We start from the raw sequence: 16801 nt of genomic DNA, 5'->3' as shown, positions 1-16801 counted from the left end.
GGGGTTTTGGCACTGGCTGCCAGCAACACGACGCGTCTGTGGACGCTGGTCGCGAAGGAGTTCTGGCGCAAGACGCGCCGGCGCCTGCGTGCCGGCCCGATCTATCGTTGGCGCTATTCCGGACGCACACCCGAACGCGTCCTGATCGCGCCGCCGGACCTGCGCCTTGCCGATCCACAGATCGCGCTCGAGATCTATTACGGCCGTTATCCACTGTCTGGCCATCTGGTCGAGACTGGTGGCAAATCCCCTTTCCAGATCAATGTCCCCAATCATGGTTGGCAGAAGACGCTGCATGGCTTTCGCTGGCTGCGCCATATGCGTGCCGCCGGCACGGAGCTCGCCGCGGCAAATGCCCGCGCGCTCGTCTCCGACTGGATCGCCATGCGTGGCAACCATATTTCGGGCATTGCCTGGGAACCAGGCACGACGGCCAAACGCATCATCGCCTGGTTGCAGCATTCTTCCGTCGTGCTGCAGGGCGCCGAGTTCCCCTTCTACCGTGCTTTCCTGAAATCGCTGGCCATGCAGATCCGTTATCTCAGGTCGATGGCGCGCGAAATGCCCGACGGCAAGGACCGGCTGCGCGCCCGCATCGCGCTGGCCTTCGCGGCACTGTCCCTGCCGGCGCCGGCCTCGGCGTTGCGCCGCGCTACCCGCAACCTCGCAGAGGAACTCAATCGCCAGATCCTTGCCGACGGCGGCCATATCTCGCGCAATCCAATGGCGGTGCTGGAAATCCTCGCCGACCTCCTGCCGCTGCGCCAGACCTATGCCAACCAGGCCGAAGCGCCGCCGCAGGCGCTGATCGGCGCCATCGACCGCATGCTGCCGGCGCTGCGCTTCTTCCGCCATCAGGATGGCAGCCTCGCCCGTTTCAACGGCATGGGCGCCACAATCCATGACCGCATCGCCACCATCCTGCGCCATGACGACACCGCCGGCTCGCCGCTGCTGCATGCGCCGCATTCGGGCTATGAGCGGCTGGCGATCGGCGGCACCACCGTCATCGCCGATACCGGCCCGCCGCCGCCGGTCGACGTCTCCAATGCAGCGCATGCCGGCTGCCTCGCCTTCGAACTCTCTTCGGGACGCCAGCACTATATCGTCAATGCCGGCATCGACACCTACGGCGCCGCCGAGTTCCGGCCGCTGGCTCGCGCCACCGCCGCGCATTCGACAGCCACCATCAACGACACGTCTTCGGCGCGTTTCACCCACGCGCTGCGGGTCAACGACCAGTTGGGTTCACCGTTGATCGGCGGCCCGCAGCAAGTGCAGTGCAAGCGCATCGACCAGAAGGGCGTCCACGGCTTCATCGCCCGTCATGACGGCTATCTCCAGCGTTTCGGCTTCCTGCATGAGCGTGAGCTGAAACTCTCCGCGGACGGCAATGTGCTGGCGGGTCGGGACCGGTTCCAGCGGCCCGGCAACGCAGCGATCCGCAACAGCGGCCGCGATTTCATCACCGTGCGCTTTCACGTCCATCCTGACATCAATCTGCTGCAGGACGAACAGGAACGGCTGGTACTGACCGCCGATCAGGCCGATACCTGGGTGTTCACCTCGGGCGAAGTGACGCCCGAAGTTGAGGAATCGATCTATTTCGCCGGTCTGGGCGGTCCGCGCCGCAGCCGCCAGATCGTGCTCGCCTTCAAGGCGTCCGAAATTGCCGAAGTCCATTGGCAGCTGACGCGGACAAAGATCGTCGGTTATCCCGAAAACAACTGACCCTGGCTTCCAGCGCCGACCTTGCCGCTTGATTTCCTGATGCCATATGCTACGGCGCGGGCTTGCCCCTCCAGCCGTGAAAGGCCGCCAGCCCATGGCCGTTCCTGCCAAGAACATCCCCGCCCCCGACCTCGTTCCGGTTCGCCGTGCCTTGCTCTCCGTCTTCGACAAGACCGGGTTGATCGATTTCGCCAGGGCACTGGCCGCGGCCGGCGTCGAGCTCGTCTCCACCGGCGGCACGGCAAAAGCGATCGCCGAAGCCGGCATGGCGGTGCGCGACGTCTCCGAGCTCACCGGCTTTCCCGAGATCATGGACGGCCGCGTCAAGACGCTGCACCCATCCGTGCATGGCGCGCTGCTTGGCGTGCGCGACGATCCCGAGCATGCATTGGCGATGCGCAAATACGGCATCGAGCCGATCGACCTCGTCGTCTCCAATCTTTATCCGTTCGAGGAGGTCCGCCGCTCCGGCGCCGACTACGCGGCGATCGTCGAGAATATCGACATTGGCGGCCCGGCGATGATCCGCGCCTCGGCCAAGAACCATGCCTATGTCGCCATCGTCACCGATCCCGGCGACTACGCCGCGGTGTTGAACGCGCTGGAGATGAACATCGGCTCGCTGTCGCTGGATTTCCGCAAGAAGCTGGCGGCCAAGGCCTTCGCCCGCACCGCCACTTATGACGCGGCGATCTCGGGCTGGTTCGCCGAGGCGCTGGAGATCGAACATCCGACCTGGCGCGCCTTCGGCGGCAGGCTTGCCGAGGTCATGCGCTATGGCGAAAACCCGCATCAGGATGCCGGCTTCTACGTCAATGGCGACAAACGGCCGGGCGTCGCCACGGCGCGGCAGTTGCAGGGCAAGCAGCTATCCTACAACAACATCAACGATACAGACGCCGCCTTCGAACTGGCCGGCGAGTTCGATCCGAACCGCTCGGCCGCCGTCGCCATCATCAAGCACGCCAATCCATGTGGCGTCGCCGAAGGTACGTCGTTGAAAGCGGCCTACGCCAAAGCGCTCGCCTGCGACCCGGTCTCGGCCTTCGGCGGCATCGTCGCCTTGAACCGCACCCTTGACGCCGAGGCGGCCGAGGAGATCGTGAAGACCTTCACCGAGGTGATCATCGCGCCCGACGCCACCGACGAGGCCGCGGCAATCGTAGCTGCCAAGAAGAATTTGCGCCTGCTGGTCACCAGCGGCCTGCCCGACCCGCGCACGGCAGGCACGACGGTCAAGTCGGTTTCCGGCGGCTTGCTCGTCCAGGGCCGCGACAATGCCGTGGTCGACGACCTCGAGCTGAAGGTGGTGACGAAGCGCGCCCCGACGCCAGCCGAAATGGCCGACCTCAAATTCGCCTTCCGCGTCGCCAAGCACGTCAAGTCGAACGCCATCGTCTATGCCAAGGACGGCGCCACCGTCGGCATCGGCGCCGGCCAGATGAGCCGGGTCGATTCCTCACGCATCGCCGCGCGCAAGGCCGTCGACGCGGCGGAGACGGCAGGCATGGCGGAGCCGTTGACCAAGGGCTCCGTCGTCGCTTCGGACGCCTTCTTCCCCTTCGCCGACGGCCTGCTGTCGGCGATCGAGGCCGGTGCCACCGCCGTGATCCAGCCGGGCGGCTCGATGCGCGACGACGACGTCATCGCCGCCGCCGACGAACACGGCATCGCCATGGTGTTCACAGGCGTGCGGCATTTCCGGCATTGAGTGCTACTTCCCTTCTCCCCTTGTGGGAGAAGGTGGCCTCGCGAAGCGAGGTCGGATGAGGGGTGCTCCAGGGAACGCCAACGTTTCACTCCGTACGCACCCCTCAACCGTCTCGGCGCTGCGCGCCGATCCACCTTCTCCCACAAGGGGAGAAGGAAGAGGCGCTACTGCTCCACAGGCCGATCCGCCGGATATGGCGTCCTCACCAAAATCGCCATGCCGATCCCCAGGAACAAAATAATCGCCGCCATGCCGAGCCGGGCCGAGCCGCTGGTGGCGGTGATCGTCGCCACCATGAACGGCGCCAGGAAACTGGTTGCCCGCCCTGCCAGCGCATAGATGCCGAAATAGCGGCCGGATTCGGCGGCGGTCACGCTGCGCGCCATGTAGGAGCGTGACGAGGCCTGCACCGGCCCGAAAGCCAGGCCGATCAGCAGGCCATACATGATGTAGGCCTTCTCAGCTGCCGTGCCGAACAGGCCGCCGGAATCGGTGGTGGAAAGCTGGATCAGGCCGAGCAGCGTGAAGCCGGGCCCGGTCGAGATGACGCCGATGGTGGCGACGGACAGCATGACCAGCGAAATCATCACCACCGCCTTGGAGCCGAGCGCGGTGTCGAGCCGCGCCGCGATCCAGCAGCCGAAGATGGCGACGATGTTGAGGATGATGCCGAACATGCCAATCTCGGTGATCGACCATTGGAACATGCCCGCCGCGAACGTGCCGCCCAGCGCCAGCAGCGCATTGACGCCATCCTGGTAGATCATGCGGGCGACGAGGAAGCGGAAGATGCCGCCACGCTTGCGCACCTCGGCCAGCGTCGATTTCAGCTCCGACAGGCCTTCGCGCACCGCCGGCCCGATCGGGATGCCCTTGATGGCGTCGGGCGTGAAGAAGAACATCGGCAGGATGAACAGGAAATACCAGCCGGCCGACAGCGGCCCGGTGGCGCGGGCATCCTCGCCCAACTGCGGGTCAAGACCGAACAGCGGGGTGATGCCGATGATCGTCTTGCCGGTCTCCGGCGAGCCGGCGAGGCAAGTGACGACGAAGATCAGTGCGATCATGCCGCCGAGATAACCGAGGCCCCAGGCCATGTTGGAGATGCGGCCGATCTCGCTCTTCGGCACCAGGCGCGGCATCATGGAATCGTTGAAGACGGTGGAGAATTCCGCCGCCACCGACGCCAGCGAGAACAGCGCCACGATCAGGAACAGGTTGGAACCTGGCGCGGCGAACCAGAGCAAGGTAAGGCTGGTGACCTTGATCGCCGCGAAGAAGGCGATCCATGGCTTGCGCGGTCCGGTCTGGTCGGCGATCGAACCGAGGATCGGCGACAGCACGGCGATGACCAGCCCGGCGGCGGCGATGCCATAGCCCCAGACGGCCTGGCCGGTGGTTGGGTCGCCCGCCATGCGCGAAACGAAATAAGGGCCGAAAATGAAGGTGGTGACGACTGTGAAGAACGGCTGCGCCGCCCAGTCGAAGAACATCCACCCCCAGATGCCGCGCCCGGACGCCCGCTGCATTGTCTCTACCGCCATAATGACTCCCCCGGCACCCGCTCCGCCCGTGTCGGCGGCATGTCTGCACGTTTTCCGATACTCATGCAAATGACAAGCGTCGCGCCGCCCCTCATTGTCCTGCCGGACATTTCTCCCCGTACAGGACGGAGAGAAAGACGCTTTGGCGGGGGATTTCGCGAATTGTCGACGTTACAGAATTGGCGCCTGCCTTGCGGCCAGTTCCCTTCTCCGTCACTATACGGGGAGAAGGTGGCGGCAGCCGGTTGAGGGGCAGCGCCAATCTTTGAGATGACCCGCCTCACATCCCCGTCAGATCGCTCATCAGCCCCGACGCCACCGACAGCCGCGACACGGTGATGTCGCCGCCTTCGGTCAGCGCCTGCAGCCGATCGCGGATGCGCGCCACCCGCTCGCCGCCGGCTTCGAGCCAGGCCGCCACCGGATCGGCTGCCTTGGCATGGCTGGTGAGCGCGGCGACCGCGATGCCGCGTCGTGCGGCGCCGATCGTATCGGTGGCGCGGGACAAAGCGAGCTGGTCATAATAGTCCGAAGGCGTGATCGAGCGCGCCGCATCCTCGACGCGCGGGATGCGGAAGGCATCGCTGGCGGAGAAGAACGCCCTGGCGGCCGCCACGATGTCGGCACCGGCGGTGCGCGCCGTCAGCGCGATGTCGGGGATGAGCTCCGCCGCCTCGCTCATCGCCAGTTGCTCGGCCAGCGTCTCCGGGGCGCCCGCCTTGAACAGCCCGTGCCGCTTCTCCTCGATCCGCTCGCGCGAAAAGGCCGGCAGCAGCGACGCCAGCTTGGGCTCCAGCGCCTTGCGCGCATCCTGCAGTTCGGCGATGCGCTGGCCGAGCGGTGCCGTGCCGGCATCGTTCTTCAGATACCAGCCGCTGCTCATATAGATGAGCCGGCTCACCATCTGATAGAGATCGAGTTGCACCTGGCCGTCTATCTGGTTGTCGAGCGCGTCGATCTCGCGATAGAGCGCCGGCAGCGCAAAGCCGTCGCGCACCACGGCGAAGGTGCGCACCACATCGGCGGCGGTGCGCCCCGTTGCTTCCTGCAGCCGGTTGACGAAGGACGGCCCGCCGCGATTGACCAGATCGTTGGCGACGACACGGGCGATGATCTCGCGGCGCAGCCGGTGGCCGTGGATCTCGGAGGCGTATTTCTTCGCCATCCGGTCCGGGAAATAACCCATCAGGTCGCGGTCGAAATGCGCATCGTCCGGCACGTCGCTGGCAACGATGTCGGAAAACAGCACGATCTTGGCATAGGCGAGCAGCACGCCGAGCTCGGCCCGGGTCAGCGGCTCGCCGCGCGCCTCGCGTTCGGCAAGGGCTGCCGGCGACGGCAGCGTCTCCACGGCACGGTCGAGCAGACCACGTGCCTCCAGCGCCGTCATGAAGCGGCTTTGATGCGCGATGTCGGCGAGGCCGCGCTTGCGGGCGATCGAAAGCGCCAGCGTCTGCTGGTAGTTGTTGGACAGCACCAGGCCGCCAACCTCGTCGGTCATCTCGGCCAGCAGCTTGTTGCGCGCCGGACGCGTCAGCGATCCCTTGCGCATGGCGGACGCCAGCGCGATCTTGATGTTGACCTCGACGTCGGAGCAGTTGACGCCGCCCGAATTGTCGATGGCGTCGGAATTGCAGCGGCCGCCATTCATGCCAAACTCGATGCGCGCCCGCTGCGTCACACCGAGATTGGCGCCTTCGCCGATCACCTTGGCGCGCACGTCGAGCGCGGTGATGCGGACGGCATCGTTGGCGCGGTCGCCGACCTCGGCATTGGTTTCGGTCGACGCCCTGAGATACGTGCCGATGCCGCCGAACCAAAGCAAGTCGACCGGCGCCTTGAGGATGGCGGTCATGATCTCGACCGGCGTGGCGGTCGTCTTGGCGAGGCCGATCGCGGCCACCGCGGCCGCCGGCAAGGTGATCGACTTCTGGCTGCGCGAGACGATGACGCCGCCTTCCGACAGCTTGCTCTTGTCATAGTCCTGCCAGCTCGAACGCGGCAACGCGAACATGCGCTCGCGCTCGGCCATCGAGGCCGCCATGTCGGGATCGGGATCGATGAAGATGTCGCGATGGTCGAAAGCGGCGATCAGCCGGGTCTTCGGCGACAACAGCATGCCGTTGCCGAACACATCGCCCGACATGTCGCCGACACCGACCACGGAGAAGGGCGAGGTCTGGATGTCACGGTTCATCTCGCGGAAATGCCGCTTGACCGCTTCCCACGCGCCCTTGGCGGTGATGCCCATCTTCTTGTGGTCGTAGCCGGCCGAACCACCGCTGGCGAAGGCATCGTCGAGCCAGAAACCGTGCTTTTCCGAGATGGCGTTGGCGGTGTCGGAGAAGGTCGCCGTGCCCTTGTCGGCGGCGACCACGAAATAGGGATCGTCCTGGTCGCGGCGCACCACACCAGCCGGCGGGATGACACCGTCCAGTCCGATATTGTCGGTGATCGACAGCAGGCTGGAGACGAAGTTCTTGTAGGCAGAGGTGCCGGCCTCGAAAATGGCGTCGCGTCCGGCGCTCATCGGCAGCTTCTTGGGATAAAAGCCGCCCTTGGCGCCGACCGGCACGATGACGGCGTTCTTGACCTGCTGTGCCTTGACTAGGCCGAGCACCTCGGTGCGATAGTCCTGGGCGCGGTCCGACCAGCGCAGGCCGCCACGCGCCACCGGACCGAAGCGCAGATGCAGGCCTTCGACCTCGGAGCCGTAGACGAAGATTTCCCGCCATGGTCGCGGCGCCGGCAATCCCTCGACCGCCTGCGACTCGAGCTTGATCGCCAGCGATTGGCCTTTCTCTTTCGTATCGGCAACGAAATGATTGGTGCGCAGCGAGGCTTCGATCAGATTTAGATAACGGCGGATGATCGTGTCGTCGTCGATGTTGGGCACATCTTCCAGCGCATCCTTGATCTTGGCCTTGAGGTGCTTGGCCGCCACCATGCCTTCCGTTTCCGCCGTCGGGCCGAGTCGCGCTATGAACAGGTCATGCAGGCCGCGCGCGATCTCGGGATAACGGTTGAGCGCCGCGGCGATGAAATCCTGGCTTTGCGGAATGCCGACCTGCTGCAAATAGCGGCCATAGGCGCGCAGGATGGTGATCTCGCCCGACCACAGGCCGGCGGTCTGGGCGAGGCCGTTATAGCCGTCATTATCGACGTCGCCGCGCCACACCGACAGGAATGCGTCCTCGAACAGCGCCCCGCCATCGGCGAGGTCGATCGGCTTGCCGTAGCTATTCTCCAGTTCCATGTCGTGGATGAAGACCAGGCCCGACTGGTCGTCGCCGACCTCGAAGGTGCGCTCGCTGATGACACGGAAGCCGATGTTCTCCAGCACCGGAACGCGCCGCGACAATGCCACCGGGCTGCCATGGTGATAGATCTTCAGCGCCGCCTGCTGCGCCTTCTGCTCCGCATGGCGGTAATAGTCGATGGCGATCGGATTGCCGGCGCTGATCTTGGCAATGCGTCCGGCATCGGCCAACGCCACCGCCGCGCTGAACGTGTCCCGGTAGCTCTCCGGCAGCCGCGCGGCGATCGCTTTCAACGCCGGGTCGCTGCCGCTGGCTTCGGCCGCATCGGCGAGCGCATCTTCCCAGGTGCGCACGATGTCACGGATCGCCGCCTCGATCGTCGCCTGCTCGACCTTCGGCGTCTTGCCGCCGGAGCGGCCGATGATGAAGTGCACGCGCGCCAGCCCGCCTTCGGGAAAGGCCGGGTAGTAGGCCGACAGCCGGCCCTCGAACACGGTTTTCAGATAGGTGGCGATCTTCTCGCGCACGACGCTGTCGTAGCGATCGCGCGGGACGAAGACGAGGATCGAGACGAAACGGTCGAACTGGTCGGCGCGCACCAGCGCCCGCACGCGCGGCCGCTCGACCAGGCCGAGAATGGCAGCGGCATGCTTGCGCAGGATCGGCACCGGCACCTGGAACAGCTCGTCGCGCGGATAGCTTTCCAGCACGTTGATCAGCGCCTTGCCGGAGTGGTCGTGGCGGTCGAAGCCCGACTTGGCGATGATGGTTTCGGCTTTGGACCTGAGATACGGGATCTTCATCACCGAGCGCGTATAGGCGGTCGAGGTGAACAGGCCGACGATGCGCAGTTCGCCCGCCAACGCGCCCTTGGCGGTGTAGGTCTTGACGCCGATGTAGTCGAGATAGATGCGCCGGTGCACCAGCGACTTGGCATTGGCCTTGGTGACGATCAGCGGCTCCGGTCCGTGCAGGAAAGCACGGATTTCCGGCGTCGTCGTCACCGCCTCGGTACCGCGCCTCAGCACCAGCACGTCGGGGTCGGTCAGGATGCCGAGGCCGGGTTTTTCGGCGCGCTCCAGATTGCCGCTTTCCTCGCCGCCGGTGTACTTGAATTCACGCATGCCGAGGAAGGTGAAATTGTCGTCGCGCAGCCACTCCAGAAAGGCGATGGCCTCGGCGACGCTCTTCTTGTCGAGCGGCACCGCCGAATAGCGGAACTCGGAGATGGCCTGATCGAGCCGGGCCAGCATCGGCCGCCAGTCGTTGACCGCGGCGTGGACCTGGCCAAGCATCTTGCGCAGCCGCTCGGTCAGGGCGGTTGCCTGCTCCGGCGTCAGCCGGGGAATGTGGACATGGATCACGCTCAGCCGGTCGTGGCTGCCGTCATCCCTGGCGAAATTGCCGTCGCCGAGGATTTCGTCGACACCCGTCTTGCCATGGCGAACCGTGATCACCGGATGGGTGACCAGGGTCGGTTCACCTGCGGTCTCGGTGACCTCGCCGAGGATGGAATCGAACAGGAACGGCATGTTGTCGTTGACGACCGTGATGACGGTCACCGGGCGGCCTTCGCGAACGACGCCCGAATCGGCTTCGACGGCGACGACGCACTCACCCTTTTTGTGGCCGGCGACCGCCCGGCCGGCGAGATCGGCGGCGCGTTCGAGGTCGGCCACGTCATAGGCGGCGATATCCTCCGCCGGCGCGCGGGCGAGCAGGTAGTCGGCGAGCCTGGCCGGTCTGTCCTCCGTCTTCGCCGCAGGTGGCTTCTTCTTCGACTTAGCTGCGGACTTCACGCTGGCCATGACGCTTCTTCCCTCCCGTCGTATGCTTTTGCGACTATGGTAGCAGATGACCGCTGTTTGGCGACAAAGGTTTGACGGCTTGCCAAGAATTATCGGAATTCGGCGGCAAGGCATCCCCGACGAGGAGAAATGATCCATGACCGGCAAAATCACCGCGCTTGACCTGGCCTCGGGAGAGCTGAGCGAGCCGACAAAAGCCTATTTCGTCAAATGCGAGGAAAAGCTCGGCCTCGTGCCCAACGTGCTCAGGGCCTATGCCTTCGACGACAAGAAGCTGCGCGCCTTCACCGACATGTACAATGATTTGATGCTGGGCGAATCCGGCCTGTCGAAGCTGGAACGGGAGATGATCGCGGTCACCGTCTCCTCCATCAACCACTGCTATTATTGCCTGACCGCGCATGGCGCGGCGGTGCGCCAGCTCTCGGGCGATCCCTTGCTCGGCGAGATGATGGTGATGAATTTCCGCGCCGCCGATCTTTCGCCCAGGCAAACGGCGATGCTCGAATTCGCCGTCAAGCTGACCGAAGCGCCGGCCAGGATCGTCGAGGCCGATCGTGCGGCCCTGCGCCAGGCCGGATTCAGCGACCGCGACATCTGGGACATCGCCTCGACAGCGGCCTTCTTCAACATGTCGAACCGCGTCGCGGCCGCGATCGACATGCGGCCGAACGACGAATACCACGCCATGGCGCGATAGGGACACGCGCGTTCCGCCATCGGTCCTGGTTTTCATCAAACGTTGACAGGCGCATGCAGCCAGCTAGTTTTCCTTGAAACAAAATTCCGAGGGGTGAACTTGGTGCCCGAAGCCAGAAGCTTCGAGAATGGGAGCCCTTATGCTTGATCGAATCATCAGACCCAGGGTTTTTGTCTGCGCCCTGGTCATGACGCTGGCGCTCGCCGCTCCACCCGCCCATGCCTTCGAGGCGTCGACCGCCTACCAGCCCATTTTCGAAACTGCCGCCGGAAAGACTGTAACGCTGACCGGTCATGACCTGACCGTCGAACAGGTCATCGACATCGCCCGCAACGGCGCCAAGGTCGAGCTCAGCCCCGAGGCGCTGCAGCGTTCGGCCGATGCCTATGGCCTGCTGCTGGAAGGTGCTGCCGAAGGTGTCACGATCTACTGGTTCAACCGTGGCGCCGGCGACCAGCGCGAAACGGTGATCTTCTCCGGCGATCCGACCACCCCGGAAAACACCAAGCTGCTGAAGGAGCAGCAGCTCGCCCGCTTCGAGGGCGGCGTCAACAGAGGCTACGGGCCGGAGCTGCAGGAAGAGGCGCTGGTGCGCGCGATCATGGCGATCCGCGCCAATACCATGTCGTATGAAGCGGCCAGCCCGCAGCTGACGCATATGCTGATCGACATGCTGAACAAGCGGGTGACGCCGGTCGTGCAATCGCGCGGTACGCTCGGCGAAGGCGACCTCGCGACACTCGGCAATATCGGCGCGGCCATGGTCGGCGAAGGCGAGGCCTATCTCGACGGCGTTCGCATGCCGGCCACACAGGCCCTTTCGCAGGCCGGCCTGAAGCCGCTCGAGCCTTTTGCCGCCGACCAGGCCGCCCTGATCAGCACCAATGCCTATGCACAGGCACAGGCGGTGCTTTTGCTGGAGGACGCGCGAAAACTGCTGGAATGGACCGACCTCAGCTTCGCCATGGGACTGAACGGCATGAATTCCAGCGTCACGCCGATATCGGTGCCGGTGCAATCCATGCGGCCTTACCCGTGGCTGACATGGGATGCCGCGAGGATCATGGACATGATCAAGGGCAGCTATCTCTTCGATGAGGATCCGGCCCGCATCATCCAGGACCCGGAAAGCATGCGCGCCTCCAGCCAGCGCCAGGGCTCGGCCTGGCAGGCCTGGGCGGATCTGCGCCAATCCGTGCTGCTCTCCATCAATTCGTCGGATCACAATCCGGCCGTGCTGCCAGGCCTGACGCCGCAGAGCTCGCCGGAGCTGAGCACGCCGCAATTCATGAAATATTACATCAAGGGCGGGCCGCTGAGTAACGGCAAGTCCGGCTATATCTTCTCCAACGCCAATTGGGATCCTTATCCCATGGCCAATCAGGTCGAAGCTTTCACAATCTCTCTCACCAATCTCGGCGTCGCGGTAGCGCAGCGCATCGAGCGTTTCCGCAACCCCTTCTTCACCGTGGTCAAGCCGGCCGATGTACTGAAACCCGAAGAGCGCAAGGATATCCCGACCTTCGACGGCTATTTGCCGACCGATCTCTGGCAGGAACTGGCCGACCTCGGCACGCCGGTGACACCGAATGGCCAGGCCATCGTCGCCACCGTCGAGGATCTGGAAGCGCAGACCCGCATCAAGACGCAACGCGCCCGCGAGGCGGTCGACGTGTCGTTCCATCTGCTGGCGCAGGACCTGTTGACGGCAAGCTATTGGATGGAAATCCGCAAGGCGCAGAACCCGCAGCGGAAATTCGGCGAGGCGCCAACCGCGGCACTCGAGGCGCTGCGCCAGGTGATCCCCTGGCATCAGGCGGCATCGGAACGGCAAAAGCGGCCGCTCGGCATGGTCGCCTACGATTTCATGCAGGAGAACCCGGCCTCGAAATTCTATTCCGGCGGGCCGCAGGCGCCGAAGAGTGCGGCACTTCCGACGGCCGGCGTTCTGCCCAAGTGATGAAGCTTGCCGCAACGCAGGTATCCAGGAACCGTCGCGCCGCCCTTCAGGACGGCTGGGTGGGGTATGGCGATGCGCTCGCGGAAGCACGAACATTAGCGCTCGCGCATTTTAAATTGCCTGATGGGCATTTTGGTCCGATGATCGGCGGGCGGCATGACCGCATGTCGGTTCGATGCCGCTGATCAGGGAGGAGAGCATGACAAAGTTTCTCTACATCTATCATGGCTCGGGCAAGATGCCGGCGAACGAGGCGGACCGCAAGGCAATGACCGACGCCTGGACAGGCTGGTTCGGAAAGCTCGGCTCGGCCGTGGTCGAGCGCGGCAATCCTGTCGGCATGTCGAAGACGGTGCTACCGGGCGGCAAGGTCGAGAACAATGGCGGCAGCAACCCGACCGGGGGCTATTCGATCATCGAGGCGAAGGACATCGATGACGCGGCCAGCAAGGCCAGGGAGTGTCCGATCCTGATGGAGCCGAACTGCAACGTCGAGATCGCGCCGATCATCAACATGATGGGCTGACGCCTGCTTGGAGCAATTCCAGGAAAAGTGTGAAGTGGTTTTCCCGGGAAAAGCGCGTAGCGCTTTCCCCAGGGATTGCGTGAAAACAAAGAGCTGGAGCGGTTCGGCGATTCCGTCGTCGGTGAACTATCCGCAAGGCTTTGATCTGGTTTCCTAATCGGCGAGGAATGCGGGAATAGCGTTGCAACATTTGCGGTGTCTGGTTGCCGTTTTCTTGCAATTCGATTTGACGATTCCCTTGTGCGCCGATGCGTGATTCACTCGTTTTGGCGGGCGAATCGAGGGGACGGCGAATGTCCAGGCCACGCGAGAAGCGCGAGACGGGAGAGCAGGACCTGTTCCGCTCCAGGCTCGATCAGATCATCAACATGAAGCACGAGTTGGTGCGGCTGGCGCAGGCGATCGACTGGCCGGTGCTGGAGGAGCGTTTCGGCGCGGTCTATTCGGACGGTCCTGGCATGCCGCCCTTGCCGACGCGACTGATGGCGGGCCTTGCGATCCTGAAGCACACTTTCGACTTGTCGGACGAGGAGCTGTGCGCCCGCTGGGTGGAGAACCCCTACTTCCAGTATCTGTGCGGTGAAGAGTTCTTCCGCCACGAGCTCTCCTTCGAGCGCTCATCGATGACGCGCTGGCGCCAGCGCATGGGCGAGGAGCCGATCACGGCGCTCCTGCAAGAAAGCCTGGCGGTGGCGGTCAAGAGCGGAGCGATGAAGCCGGCCGATACGCGCCGGGTGATCGTCGACACGACCGTGCAGCCGAAGAACGTGATGTTCCCCACCGACGCCAAGCTCGTCAATCGGGCGCGCGAGCGGCTGGTGCGGCTGGCCAAGAAGGCGGGGCTCGATTTGCGCCAGACCTACGTGCGGGTCGGCAAGCTGGCGCTGATCAAGCACCAGCGCTACGCGCACGCCAAGCAGTTCAAGCGGGCCAACAAGGCGCTGCGCAAGCTCAAGACCTATCTCGGCCGCACCATTCGCGACATCTCCCGCCGGATCACCGGCCAAACGGACCTCGAGGCGAGCTTCAAGTGGCCGCTCTACCAGGCCTCGGCGGTTCTGGAGCAACGTCAGCGCCAGCGCGGCCGCAAAATCTACAGCCTGCACGCCCATGAGGTCGAGTGCATCGGCAAGGGCAAGGCGCATGCCCCTTACGAGTTCGGCGTCAAGGTCTCGATCGCCACGACGCTCGAACGCTCGAAGGGCGGCCAGTTCGCCCTGCACGCTAAGGCACTGCCCGGCAATCCCTATGACGGCCATACGCTCGCGACCGTTATCCCCGACATGGAAAAGACCATCGGCAACGAAATCGGCCGCATCCTCGCCGACGCCGGATATCGCGGCCACAACGCACCTGAAAGCCACAAGCTCAGGGTCTTCACCGCCGGCCAGAAGCGCCGCGCGTCACACCTGCCATCAAGCGTCAGATGCGCAGGCGATCGGCAGTCGAACCCGTCATCGGCCACATCAAGGCCGAGCACCGCATGGGCCGCAACTACCTCGCCGGCGAACAGGGCGACGCCATCAACGCCATCCTCGCCGCCGCCGGCTACAACTTCTCGCTCCTGATCAAATGGTTCAGGCTGCTTTTGTGGCTTCTCATCACAGCACTCCAAAGCCGCCCCAGATCCAGCGCAGCCTGACCCACTTCATTGTTCACGGACGACGATTCCATCAAACGCTGAACCGCTCTAGGACCGCGCCGCGATGGCCGCCGCCGCACCAGCCATCGTCGTGGCGCTGACGCGGTTGGCGATCTTCATGGCGCGCTTGCTCCTGAGCAGCTTGCGCGCCTGAGAGGCGGCGAGCACCCAGGTGAGATCGATGGCGATCAGCACCACCGCCATGGTCGCCGTCAGTTCGACCCAGCCGACGACGCTGACCGAAGCCAGGTCGATGATGGTCGGCAACAGCGCCAGGTAGAACATCATGATCTTGGGATTGCCGAGCGTGACAGCCATGCCGGCGAAAAACAGCTTGCCGGCCGAATCTTCCCGCGGCATCTCGCCCTCCTTGGCGTCGACGGGCGCCGTCCACATCTTCCAGGCAAGGTAGGCGAGATAGGCGACGCCAACCCATTTCACGATGACGAAAGCGAGATGGAAGGTCTGCGCCACCACGGCGAGCCCGAACACAGCCAGCGAAAGCCAGATGCCTTCGCCGATCCACATGGCAAGCAGGAACGGAAACACATCCCGAAACCCCTTCGAGATGACGCGCGCGACGAGCGCCGCGATCGATGGGCCGGGCGAACCGGCGGCCACGAACAAGGCGGCGGCGAAGATCAGCAGCGAGGTGAGGTGCATGGCGAGGGTCTCTATCTGACAACCTTTGAAGCCTGACACTAGTGCAAGCGGTCGAGCTTCGATAGCGCCGGCGAAAAGACGCTTGCCGGTCCAGCGCCGCGCCGCTAGAAGGGCCGCCGCGAAACAATTTCGAGCTTCACTTTGCCTCAGTAACCGCCGGTCTCGTCAACTCCCCCGACACACCTGCATGGCGCCGCATCAGCAGTGCCTGTTGCATTTTTCATGTGTTCCTCCGGGCGGCGGTTCGAGACCGGTTTGGCACTGCTGAACCGCTGTCGCGCGCTTTCTGCCAGCGACACCTGACTTCACAATCTCCGCAGCCACCCGCCACGCCGCGCCCGCATGGGCATCTCGACATCGCCGACCGGATGAACTTCCCAGCGGGAAGGACTTACTGGCATGTCTTCGGCCCTGCGCATCCACTGGACGATCGCGCCTGAAATCGCACCACGCCCCCTGATCAACTGCAATCGCTGCGGCTTCGTGAAGGCCTATCGTTGCAGCGGGAAGTTCCGCGTCAACGCCAACGGCAAGCGCATCGACGTGTGGCTGATCTATCGTTGCGTCGATTGCGACAATTCCTGGAATTTCGGCATTTTCGAGCGCTGCAACCGCCGCGATATCGAGCCGGCACTGCTCGCGGCGCTCGAAAGCAATGATCCGGCACTGGTCCGGAGCCATGCCTTCGACATCGTTGCCCTGCGCAACCAGGTGGGACGCGTCGAAGAGTTCCCTGACGCCGCCGTGCGCAAGCAGGTGATCGGCGAGATGAAGGAGGATGCGACGGCGCTGGAACTCCGGCTCGGTCTGGAAATACCGGTATCGCTGAGGCTCGACCGGCTGCTCGCCAACGAACTCGGCATCTCGCGATCGCGACTTCAGGCGCTTGAGGAGCGACAACTTCTGGTTATCCACCCGGATGGAGCAAAGGCCCTGCGCAAACCGGCTCGAGAGGGAGCGACAATCCGCATCGATCTCGCCGGCGAATCCGATCGACAGGCCATCATCTCGGCCGCCGGCGGATGAAACGACAGCGGCTAGGGGTCAGTCGCTCGCTTTTGGAACCGGGCTGATCAACCCCTTGGCCGCTTCGAGATCGCTATCGACGACCTGCACATGGACCAGGCCTTGCTTACTCGTGTCGAGAATGCGATTCGCGAGAGCATAGATCCCATACGCGCTGAGCATCGACACGCAAACTTCGGCCTCCGGTTGATTGTCGAATACGACAGCCGTGACGAGTTTGCCGCTCATTT

At 64.2% G+C, this 16801-nt stretch carries 10 protein-coding genes and 1 pseudogene; 7 read left to right on the top strand and 4 right to left on the bottom strand.

Going from position 1 to position 16801, the window contains the following annotated elements; genetic code table 11:
• The first annotated feature begins 6 nt into the window (after positions 1-6).
• The gene (locus FJ970_RS05770; RefSeq protein WP_140754968.1) at positions 7-1731 is read left to right on the top strand and encodes a heparinase II/III domain-containing protein; all 1725 of its coding nucleotides are present in this window, start codon (positions 7-9) and stop codon (positions 1729-1731) included.
• Between the two features lie 94 nt (positions 1732-1825).
• Positions 1826-3442, top strand: a complete 1617-nt coding sequence (gene purH / locus FJ970_RS05765) for a bifunctional phosphoribosylaminoimidazolecarboxamide formyltransferase/IMP cyclohydrolase (RefSeq protein WP_140754970.1) — start codon at positions 1826-1828, stop codon at positions 3440-3442.
• A 164-nt stretch (positions 3443-3606) separates the two neighbouring features.
• Here the strand turns inward: purH and FJ970_RS05760 are convergent, their stop codons facing one another.
• The gene (locus FJ970_RS05760; protein ID WP_140754974.1) at positions 3607-4986 is read right to left on the bottom strand and encodes an MFS transporter; all 1380 of its coding nucleotides are present in this window, start codon (positions 4984-4986) and stop codon (positions 3607-3609) included.
• Positions 4987-5266: 280 nt separating this feature from the next.
• Positions 5267-10054, bottom strand: coding sequence for an NAD-glutamate dehydrogenase (locus tag FJ970_RS05755; protein WP_140754976.1), 4788 nt, complete (start codon positions 10052-10054; stop codon positions 5267-5269).
• A gap of 136 nt (positions 10055-10190) precedes the next feature.
• Here FJ970_RS05755 and FJ970_RS05750 point away from each other — a divergent pair, with 136 nt between their 5' ends.
• The 4 genes and pseudogenes from FJ970_RS05750 to FJ970_RS05735 all read left to right on the top strand — a co-directional run bounded on the left by FJ970_RS05750 (position 10191) and on the right by FJ970_RS05735 (position 14882).
• The gene (locus FJ970_RS05750) at positions 10191-10754 is read left to right on the top strand and encodes a peroxidase-related enzyme (RefSeq protein WP_140754978.1); all 564 of its coding nucleotides are present in this window, start codon (positions 10191-10193) and stop codon (positions 10752-10754) included.
• Positions 10755-10893: 139 nt separating this feature from the next.
• On the top strand, positions 10894-12714 hold the full coding sequence (locus FJ970_RS05745; RefSeq protein ID WP_140754980.1) for an aromatic amino acid ammonia-lyase: 1821 nt from the start codon (positions 10894-10896) through the stop codon (positions 12712-12714).
• A gap of 199 nt (positions 12715-12913) precedes the next feature.
• Positions 12914-13240 (top strand): hypothetical protein, encoded by a 327-nt coding sequence (locus tag FJ970_RS05740; RefSeq protein ID WP_140754982.1) that lies wholly within the window; start codon positions 12914-12916, stop codon positions 13238-13240.
• 293 nt (positions 13241-13533) lie between these two features.
• Positions 13534-14882, top strand: a pseudogene (locus FJ970_RS05735) (IS5 family transposase).
• Positions 14883-14930: 48 nt separating this feature from the next.
• Here FJ970_RS05735 and FJ970_RS05730 read toward each other — a convergent pair.
• Positions 14931-15545 carry a LysE family translocator gene (locus tag FJ970_RS05730; protein WP_140761672.1) on the bottom strand — a complete coding sequence of 205 codons (615 nt, stop codon included), beginning with the start codon at positions 15543-15545 and terminating at the stop codon, positions 14931-14933.
• 399 nt (positions 15546-15944) lie between these two features.
• Between FJ970_RS05730 and FJ970_RS05725 the strand changes: the two genes are divergently transcribed.
• Positions 15945-16571: a DUF1062 domain-containing protein gene (locus FJ970_RS05725; protein ID WP_140761669.1), complete on the top strand. Its 627-nt coding sequence runs from the start codon at positions 15945-15947 to the stop codon at positions 16569-16571.
• A gap of 18 nt (positions 16572-16589) precedes the next feature.
• On the opposite strand, the gene FJ970_RS05720 is transcribed toward FJ970_RS05725, so the two are convergent.
• A complete protein-coding gene (locus FJ970_RS05720) occupies positions 16590-16799 on the bottom strand; it encodes a hypothetical protein (protein WP_140761666.1) in 210 nt (69 codons plus the stop codon).
• Positions 16800-16801 lie beyond the last annotated feature (2 nt).

Origin of the sequence: Mesorhizobium sp. B2-1-8 (assembly GCF_006442545.2) — a bacterium.
Lineage (GTDB): Bacteria > Pseudomonadota > Alphaproteobacteria > Rhizobiales > Rhizobiaceae > Mesorhizobium.
This window is presented reverse-complemented; position numbering and strand designations above follow the sequence as displayed.

Coding starts and splice junctions, on each gene's coding strand:
- FJ970_RS05730 (WP_140761672.1), bottom strand. CDS start 15,545: ATGCACCTCACCTCGCTGCTGATCTTCGCCGCCGCCTTGTTCGTGGCC.
- FJ970_RS05745 (WP_140754980.1), top strand. CDS start 10,894: ATGCTTGATCGAATCATCAGACCCAGGGTTTTTGTCTGCGCCCTGGTC.
- purH (WP_140754970.1), top strand. CDS start 1,826: ATGGCCGTTCCTGCCAAGAACATCCCCGCCCCCGACCTCGTTCCGGTT.
- FJ970_RS05755 (WP_140754976.1), bottom strand. CDS start 10,054: ATGGCCAGCGTGAAGTCCGCAGCTAAGTCGAAGAAGAAGCCACCTGCG.
- FJ970_RS05720 (WP_140761666.1), bottom strand. CDS start 16,799: ATGAGCGGCAAACTCGTCACGGCTGTCGTATTCGACAATCAACCGGAG.
- FJ970_RS05725 (WP_140761669.1), top strand. CDS start 15,945: ATGTCTTCGGCCCTGCGCATCCACTGGACGATCGCGCCTGAAATCGCA.
- FJ970_RS05750 (WP_140754978.1), top strand. CDS start 10,191: ATGACCGGCAAAATCACCGCGCTTGACCTGGCCTCGGGAGAGCTGAGC.
- FJ970_RS05760 (WP_140754974.1), bottom strand. CDS start 4,986: ATGGCGGTAGAGACAATGCAGCGGGCGTCCGGGCGCGGCATCTGGGGG.
- FJ970_RS05740 (WP_140754982.1), top strand. CDS start 12,914: ATGACAAAGTTTCTCTACATCTATCATGGCTCGGGCAAGATGCCGGCG.